At 75.5% G+C, this 7437-nt stretch carries 8 protein-coding genes; 2 read left to right on the forward strand and 6 right to left on the reverse strand.

Annotation, left to right across the window (positions count from 1 at the left end):
* The first annotated feature begins 70 nt into the window (after positions 1–70).
* Together Q3W68_RS22390 and Q3W68_RS22395 are read left to right on the forward strand one after the other, a co-directional pair.
* Positions 71–808: an alpha/beta fold hydrolase gene (locus Q3W68_RS22390; protein ID WP_302907309.1), complete on the forward strand. Its 738-nt coding sequence runs from the start codon at positions 71–73 to the stop codon at positions 806–808.
* Between the two features lie 323 nt (positions 809–1131).
* Positions 1132–3294, forward strand: coding sequence for a S8 family serine peptidase (locus Q3W68_RS22395; protein ID WP_302907310.1), 2163 nt, complete (start codon positions 1132–1134; stop codon positions 3292–3294).
* Here the strand turns inward: Q3W68_RS22395 and Q3W68_RS22400 are convergent, their stop codons facing one another.
* From Q3W68_RS22400 to Q3W68_RS22425, 6 genes are all read right to left on the reverse strand, one after another.
* Entirely contained in the window at positions 3295–4194 is a 900-nt protein-coding gene (locus Q3W68_RS22400; protein ID WP_302907311.1) for a GlcNAc-transferase family protein, read from the reverse strand.
* Positions 4191–5135 carry a hypothetical protein gene (locus Q3W68_RS22405; protein ID WP_302907312.1) on the reverse strand — a complete coding sequence of 315 codons (945 nt, stop codon included), beginning with the start codon at positions 5133–5135 and terminating at the stop codon, positions 4191–4193. Before Q3W68_RS22405 ends, Q3W68_RS22400 begins: the two co-directional genes overlap by 4 nt.
* A 127-nt stretch (positions 5136–5262) precedes the next feature.
* Positions 5263–6186 carry a hypothetical protein gene (locus Q3W68_RS22410; RefSeq protein WP_302907313.1) on the reverse strand — a complete coding sequence of 308 codons (924 nt, stop codon included), beginning with the start codon at positions 6184–6186 and terminating at the stop codon, positions 5263–5265.
* Positions 6183–6686: a type VII secretion system-associated protein gene (locus Q3W68_RS22415; protein WP_302907314.1), complete on the reverse strand. Its 504-nt coding sequence runs from the start codon at positions 6684–6686 to the stop codon at positions 6183–6185. The genes Q3W68_RS22410 and Q3W68_RS22415 overlap by 4 nt, the downstream gene beginning before the upstream one ends.
* Entirely contained in the window at positions 6683–7048 is a 366-nt protein-coding gene (locus Q3W68_RS22420) for a type VII secretion system-associated protein (protein ID WP_302907315.1), read from the reverse strand. The genes Q3W68_RS22415 and Q3W68_RS22420 overlap by 4 nt, the downstream gene beginning before the upstream one ends.
* A 63-nt stretch (positions 7049–7111) precedes the next feature.
* The gene (locus tag Q3W68_RS22425; protein WP_302907316.1) at positions 7112–7435 is read right to left on the reverse strand and encodes a YrhB family protein; all 324 of its coding nucleotides are present in this window, start codon (positions 7433–7435) and stop codon (positions 7112–7114) included.
* Between the last annotated feature and the right edge of the window lie 2 nt (positions 7436–7437).

The following is a 7437-nucleotide window of genomic DNA, read 5'->3' on the forward strand; positions in this document are numbered from 1 at the left end:
TTCCGCTGACAGCGATTCCGTGCGTGCCCGATATTGGAGTCTCTACCGGGCCTGTCGAAAGGGATGTCAGATGAACGCACCCATGCCGGAGACCGGAATGCCGACTGTCGTGCTCGTTCACGGGGCATTCGTGGACGGGTCGAGCTGGAACGGGGTGATCGCCGACCTCCAGCGCCGGGGCTATCCGGCCATCGCCGTCGCGAACCCGCTGCGCAGCGTGGCGGGAGACGCCGCCTACCTGCGTGCCCTCGTGGACAGCCTGTCCGGACCGGTCGTGCTGGCCGCCCACTCGTACGGGGGAGCGATCATCACCGAGGCCGCGGACGGCGCCGCCAACGTCCGGGCCCTGGTGTACGTCGCCAGCTTCAGCCCGGATGCCGGCGAGTCGGTTGCCGACCTGAACGCGAGGTTCCCCGGCAGCCGGCTCGCCGACAACATCCAGGCGGTGCCGATCCCCGTGCAGGACGGCAGCGCGGACATGGACCAGTACGTCAAGCAGGAGACCTATCCGGACTTCTTCGCCCCCGACGTCCCCCGGGAGACCGCCGCGGTGATGGCGGCCACGCAGCGGCCGGCCGCGGCGAACACGCTGACCGACAGCGTGACGCGGGCCGCCTGGAAGAGCATCCCGTCCTGGACGCTCGTCACCACCCAGGACCTGGCGATCCCGCCGGATCTGCAGCGCTTCCTGGCGCAGCGGGCCGGGTCGACGACGGTCGAGGTCGACGCGTCCCACGCGGTGACCGTCTCGCAGCCGGCCGCCGTCGCGGACCTCATCGTCACGGCGGCGCAGGCAACGTCGAAGTGACGTCCCGCGGCCGGACCGGACTGATGTCCTAGGACGGTCGAGAGGGTGTGCCGGCGGCGACGGCCGGCACACCCCTGCGGCGGTGTCGATCGTGGAGGTCTGCGTCTCACGGCGGATGCGGGCGGCGGTGACGCCGCGTCCGAACCGTCCGGCGGCCCTTCGTGCATCGGGGATCCGCGATGCTAGCCTGCCCGTCTGGTATGGACAGCTTCCTCGACCGGGTTCAAGAGTGGATCGATGACGGATGGTTCGGACGCCGGGCGTTCGCGGCACCACGCAACGTCCGGGGCCACGCCCGTGACCGGCACCCGAGGTGGTCGCGGGTGACCCGGACCGCACCTGCGGTCGTCCGGGCCGTGCTCGCCGCAGTCGTCGCGTCCGCGCTGCTCGCGCTGACGCCGCCCGCGTGGGCCGCCGGCGGCGTCAGCGCGGTCGCGCCCGCCGCCCGCGCCGAGGGCGACCACGTCAAGTACTACACGGTCGAGGTGACCCACCAGGGCGAGCCGGAGAACCTCACCGAGATCGCGGAGCGGTTCCTGGGCGACGGCTCGCGCGCTGCCGAGCTGTTCGCCCTCAACACCGGGCGGATCCAGCCGGACGGCGCCACACTGACCGACGGCTCCCGGCTCCGGGCCGGCTGGGTGCTGGTGCTGCCGTGGGACGCGCACGGCAGCGAGGTCCGCCAGGGCGTTGCGCCGGCCGGGAAGCCGGCGCCCGGCAGGTCCACGCCGGCCGGGCGGCAACCCGCCGACGATGCGGCCGCCCGCCCGCCGAAGGGGTGCGGCACCGCCGCGACCTCGCGCGCCCGGTCACAGTGGGCCGGTCCGCGCGTCGCCGCCGACCAGGCGTGGCCGCACAGCCGGGGCCGGGACCAGCTCGTGGCCGTCGTCGACTCCGGTGTCGCCGGCGGCGTGCCGTCGCTCGCCGGCCGGGTGACGACGGGCGTCGACCGGGCGACCGGTGGCACTCGCGGTGACGCCGACTGCCTCGGCACGGGCACGGCGATGGCCGGGCTGATCGTGGCGCAGCCGGTGAAGGGGTCGACAGTGGCCGGCGTCGCGCCGGACGCGGCGGTCATGCCGGTCCGGGTGGCGGGCCGGACTCCTGGCGCCTCGACCGCGGCGAGCGTGGCGGGCATCCGGGCGGCGGTCGGCTCCGGCGCCTCCGTCATCGCGGTCGGGCCACAGGTGGACCTCGGTCAGGCGGACGTGGTGTCCGCCGTCAACGAGGCGGTCGACGCCGGCGTGGTGGTAGTGGTGGGCGCCGCGGGCGAGTCGGCGCCGCCGGAACCGGACGTGCCACTGCACGACGCGGTGCTGCGCGTCGGCGGGATCGGGGCCGACGGGGGTACGGCCGACGGCTACCGCACCGGCGGCGTGGACGTGGTCGCACCCGGCGTCGACGTGACAAGCCTCGGCATCAGCGGCGCGCGACCGGTGAGCGGCACCGGCACCCACCTCGCCGTCGCGTACGTGGCGGGGCAGGCGGCGTTGATCCGGTCGGCGTACCCGGACCTCGACCCGGCGCAGGTCCGCAACCGGGTGCTGAAGACCGCGAAGACCACCGGCGGCGTCGCGCCGGAGATCGACCTGACGGCCTCCGTCACCGCCGTGCTGCCCGAGGAGGCGCCCCGAGCACAGGCGGCCGAGCAGGCGTCCGGCGCCACCACCGGGATCGGCCGCCGGGCGGCGTTGCTGGCGCTCGCCGGGCTGGCGGCGCTCGCCGCCCTGCTGCTGGGTCTGCGCGCCCGCAGGTTGGCGCGGAGCGGTGCCGGGCGGCCCGAGACGGCACCCGCCGAGGCCGAGGCGGCATCGCCGTCCGTCCCCACCGTCGCGGCGGACCTCGCCGCGACGCGGACCGATCCGGTCGTGGCCGCACCGACCCCGGCCGTGGCCGCCCCGGCCGTCCGGACGGCCGCCGATCCGGCCCTCGCCGGTCCGGCCGCCGCCGATCCGGTCCTCGCCGGCCCTGCCGTCGTGCCTGCCACCGAGGACGCCGCTGTCGACGACACCGCTCCGGCCGGTACGGGTCCGGCCGACGCCAGGCCGGACGTGACGGCGGCGGTGGCGGAGCTGAGCCGTGACCCCGCGCTGCGGCACCTGGCCGCCGACGAGGCGGGCATGGCATACCTGGCGGAGACCCGGCCGGAGGCGCGGGAGAAGGCGCTCATCGGCCTGGTGCCGGGCATGGACGACGACACGGTGGCCGCGCTGCCGGCGATGGTGACGGCGCTGCCCGGCACCGACGAGCAGGAGCAGTCGCTCACCGGCGTCCTGGTCGACGTCCGGCGTCACCTGCGCGGCGACCCGCTCGCGCTGGACCGGGCGCTGGTGCGGGCCGGGAAGATCCGGTGGCAGTCCCAGCACGAGCTGGCCGAGCACGTCACGTCGTACGCGCAGCAGCATCCGGAGCTGGCACGCCTCGCCACCGCCATCGCCGAGACGCGCTGGTCGAGCGGCGCCCAGGAGCCGGCGCGAGGGAGCTGATCAGAGCAGCACGAGTTCCTGGGCCAGCATGTCGGTCCAGGTGCGGCGGGTGAAGTTGCAGCCCGTGTGCGACACGAACTGCTCCAGCGTGCGTACCGGTCCGATGCCGAGCCGATCGGTCGGCGGGGTGTGCAGCATGTAGAGCACCCGGCGGCGGCTCAGCTCCTCGTAACGGGCCCAGTCGGACTCGACATGGTCGCTCCAGTGCCGCGGCCTGTCCTGGCGGATGTAGTAGTGCCAGGTCAGCACCTCGGTGGGGTGGAACAGGTCGTAGCCCCACGTGAAGGCGCGCAGGGCGAGGGTGATCTCCTCGCCGTGGAAGTAGATGCCCGGGTCGTAGGGCACCTCGTCGACGAACGAGCCGGGCGCGAAGAGGAACCCGGCGGCCAGGAAGAGCGCCGGCTTGGGCGGTACGCCGGGCGCGGCCCCCTCGATCAGACGCTGGCCGAAGACCGGCACGCCGAACGTCGTCCAGTCGCTGACGACGATCTCGGCGGGCGCGCCCGCGCCGGTGAACTCCTGATCGGGCTCGTAGCTCGCCGGGTACGCGGTCAGGACCGGCTTCGCCGCACCCGTCTCCCGCGCCATCCGGATCATCCGTACGTCCCAGTCCGGCGCGAACCGGGTGTGGCTGTCCACCTGCAACAGCCAGTCCTCGCCGCGATACCGCTGGAACGTCTTGTCCCGGGCCCAGCAGGCGCCCCGGCTGTCGCGGGCGTCGTACTCCTGCACGTCCACCTGCGGCAGGTCCCGGATGGCGGAGATGTCCTCGTCGCCGAGGTGCTGCCAGCACACCGCGATCCGGACGTCGTCCGGGTGCGCCGCCTTGGCCAGGCAGTCCAGCACCGTCGGCACCAGTTCCCGGTCCCGGTACGACGCGATCGCCACGAAGATCGTCATGCCTGCGCCTCCGCCGGGACGAGGGCGTACGACTGGAACAGCAGCGCCAGCGCGCGGTGCTCGTCGGCGGGGTCGGTGGCCGGGAGCCGGTCGCCGCGCGACCGGATGTGGGCCAGGATGTGGGCCAGGAGGTCCGGTTCCGGCGCCAGCCCGTACGCCTGGAGGTAGTAGGCGACGGACTCGGGCCAGAGCCAGCGCCCGTCGGTGCGGTAGGTCATCGGCACGACCTGCCCGCGTCCGGGCTCCACCACGTCGAGCCCGCGCGCGGAGGTGGCGAGCACCGGCGTGCCCGCGTCGAGGTACGCCGCCGCCCGCGCGAGGCCGGTGCCGGACAGCCGTTCGCGGTCCGGCGCGAAGCGCGCCCCGTCGTCGTCCACCTCGTCGAAGACACGGGCGATCCGCAGCGGCCCGGTGTCCCGGTCGGCCCAGAGCAGCGCGCCGGACCGGCGGGCCGCGGCCGAGTACGGCGGCAGCTTCTCGCCGGGGCGGTACACCTCGACCAGCGGGGCCGAGATCCCGGCCGCGGCGAGCGCCCGCATCACTGTCGCCGCCGTCTCCGCCTGCGGCCCGTCCGTCTCCAGCACGTAGACCGGCGCCGGCGGGATCACCGCGGCGGCCCACTCCGGGGCGATCCGCCATCCGCGCCACAGCGCCACCGCGCCGGGCTGCTGCCGGGCGGCGGCGACGGCGACCCGGTCGGTGTCGTCCATCAGGCCCTCGCGGCCGGTGAGGTCGGCCAGCGGCGGCACCCGCCCGCCGAAGACACGCGGATTGGGTACGGCCGACGCGAACGTGAACTCCAGGTCGACCGGTCCGGGCGGCTCGGGAAGGGACACCGTGCCGGTGTCGGCGAGCCGTAGCCGCGCACCGGCGAGCATCGCGTCCGGCACCCGGCCACCGAGGTGCAGCAGCGCGCTGTGCAGCTCGTCCTGCTCCGTCATCCCCGGCCTCCTCGCGTCCTCGACGGCGGGCGTCGGCGCATTCGACCACGGCGGCCCACGGAAGCACCGCCCAGCGCCGAGGCTCGTGCCCGAAGGACACCGCGACCCGAGGCGTTCGTGCACCCGGTCAGAGCGGCGCCCCCGTGCGTACCAGCGCGGCGAGCGCCCGGTGGACGGCGACCGCGTCGGCCGCCGGGGGCGGGTCGGCCCGGCACCGCCGCAGGTGCCGCAGCAGACCCTCGTCGGCCAGCGCCCCCTCGTCGAGCAGCCGGTCGGCCAGGGCGACCGGCCACACCCAGGCGCCGTCGGTGCGCAGGTGCGCGGTCAGGGCGGGCGCGGACCGCAGGTGGGTGACGAACGGCCCGACCTCGTCGTCGTCGACCGGCAGCCACGCGGCCCCGTCGGCGGCCAGGCGCACCTCGCCGGGCGGCTGCGGCGCCCAGATCAGCGCGGACCGGCAGCGGGCGGCCCACTGGTACGCGGGCAGCGGCAGGTCGGGCCGGTACACCTCGACCGGCGCGGTGTGCCCGGCGTCGGCGAGCGCCCGCTGCCCCCGGTCGGCGATCTCGGGCAGCTCGTCGTCGGGCACCGTCGCCTCGACGAGGTAGACGCGCACCGCGTCCACCGTGTCGTCCGGTTCCCGCGTGATCCGCCAGCAGCGCCACACCCCGGTGGTGCGCGCCGGGTCCAGCACGTCGAGCAGCACCCGGTCGAGGTCGTCCACGGTGCCGCCCGCTGTCTCGTCCACCACGGGCGGCGCGGTCGTCGCGTACAGCGGCAGGTCGGCCGGCGGGAACGGGACGAACAGGGCTGCCGGGTCGGCGTCCACGTCCTCGTCGGCCGCCGGTTCGGGCAGCAGCGGAGTCTCCGGGGGCAGCAGCGCGGTCAGGGCCGCGATCTCCGCCGCGGACTGCGGGAACGCGCCGAGCAGCCGGGCCGCGCAGGCGCCGTGGTCGCCGCGGGCGAGCAGCGTACGCAGACCGGCGAGGTCGTCGTCCGGGATCCGGCCGGCGGCGCGCAGGCAGAGCAGGTGCAGCAGGCCCGTGCTCATGGCGTCGCCGCCGTGTCGCGCAGGAAGGCTGCGGCCAGGCGGGCTGGCGTGGCGCCGCCGGGGTTGACGAGCGCGTCGCGGTCACCGGCCACGTCGGCCAGTTCCGCCAGGTCGAGCAGCCGCCAGCCGGGGGCCGGCACCGGCTCCCGGTGCGGTTCGCCGGTCGCGACCACCACGCACCGCTCGTCGTCGGAGGCGTGGACGACGAGTGGCCGCCCGTCGCCGTTCACGGCCAGGTGGAGGGTGGACGCGCGGAGCACCGACCGCAGGTGCGCCGGCTGTGCCGCACCGGCCGCGATCAGGCGCAGCAGCGCGTCGAGCGGGTCGGTGGGGGAGTCCGGGAAGTGCCGGCGGTAGTCCGGGTTGTGCCGGAACTCGCCCACCTCGCCGTCCTCGCCGGCCTGCCACACCCCGAGGACCGCCTCGAACGGGGGCTCGTCGTCCTCGTCGTCCGCCGGCCATTCCGGGTCGAGCAGGAACAGGAACTCGTCGTCGCTCATCCGCCCGCGTCCTCGTCCGCGTCCTGGAGGGCGTGCCAGAGGATCGCGGCGGCCAGCCGTACCGGCTCGGGGCCGCCCGGGTCGACCAGGACGTCGATGCCGTCGGGAAGCAGTTCGGCCAGCTCGGCCGCCTCGACCCGGCGCCACTGCGGCGCGAACGTGCGTGCGCGCTCGTCGGCCGAGGTGGCCACGACCACGCACCGCGAGTCGTCGAAGGAGCGGACGACGAGGGGACGGCCGTCGCCGTTCATCGCGAGGTCCAGCCGGGAGCCGCGCAGCGCGGACTGCACCTGCTCGATCGTGGCGTCGCCGCGCATCATCCGGCGCAGCAGCACGTCGAGCGGCTCGGCGCTGTGGGTCATGGTTCCTCCAGGTGGCGGCGGCCCGCCGCGACGGTACGGTCACAGCGGGCCGCCCGTGCGGGCTCAGGCGAACGGGTCCGGCGCGGCCGGTACCGGCACCGCCGGCAGCCCTTCCCGCTCGGCGTACTCGTTGAGCCAGCGCTCAAGCGGCGGGCCGGACGGCGCCACCCAGGGCTCGGCTCCGTTCTTCGGCACGACCAGCGGGCCCACCGCGAGCGTGTCCATGATGTTGCCGGTCTCGGTGGCCCGGACCGTGTTGAACGGGTACACCCAGCACCACTCGTACTCGGCCGGTGCGTCCGGGGCGAGCAGCGTCAGCGGCTGCGCCGGGTTCTCCAGCCGGCGCAGCGCGTCCTGCGCCCGGATGCGGGCGTCGTCGGCGTTCATCA

The sequence above is a fragment of the Micromonospora sp. C28ISP2-4 genome (assembly GCF_030519385.1).
Lineage (GTDB): Bacteria > Actinomycetota > Actinomycetes > Mycobacteriales > Micromonosporaceae > Micromonospora > Micromonospora tulbaghiae.

Coding starts and splice junctions, on each gene's coding strand:
- Q3W68_RS22390 (WP_302907309.1), top strand. CDS start 71: ATGAACGCACCCATGCCGGAGACCGGAATGCCGACTGTCGTGCTCGTT.
- Q3W68_RS22400 (WP_302907311.1), bottom strand. CDS start 4,194: ATGACGATCTTCGTGGCGATCGCGTCGTACCGGGACCGGGAACTGGTG.
- Q3W68_RS22405 (WP_302907312.1), bottom strand. CDS start 5,135: ATGACGGAGCAGGACGAGCTGCACAGCGCGCTGCTGCACCTCGGTGGC.
- Q3W68_RS22410 (WP_302907313.1), bottom strand. CDS start 6,186: ATGAGCACGGGCCTGCTGCACCTGCTCTGCCTGCGCGCCGCCGGCCGG.
- Q3W68_RS22415 (WP_302907314.1), bottom strand. CDS start 6,686: ATGAGCGACGACGAGTTCCTGTTCCTGCTCGACCCGGAATGGCCGGCG.
- Q3W68_RS22420 (WP_302907315.1), bottom strand. CDS start 7,048: ATGACCCACAGCGCCGAGCCGCTCGACGTGCTGCTGCGCCGGATGATG.
- Q3W68_RS22425 (WP_302907316.1), bottom strand. CDS start 7,435: ATGAACGCCGACGACGCCCGCATCCGGGCGCAGGACGCGCTGCGCCGG.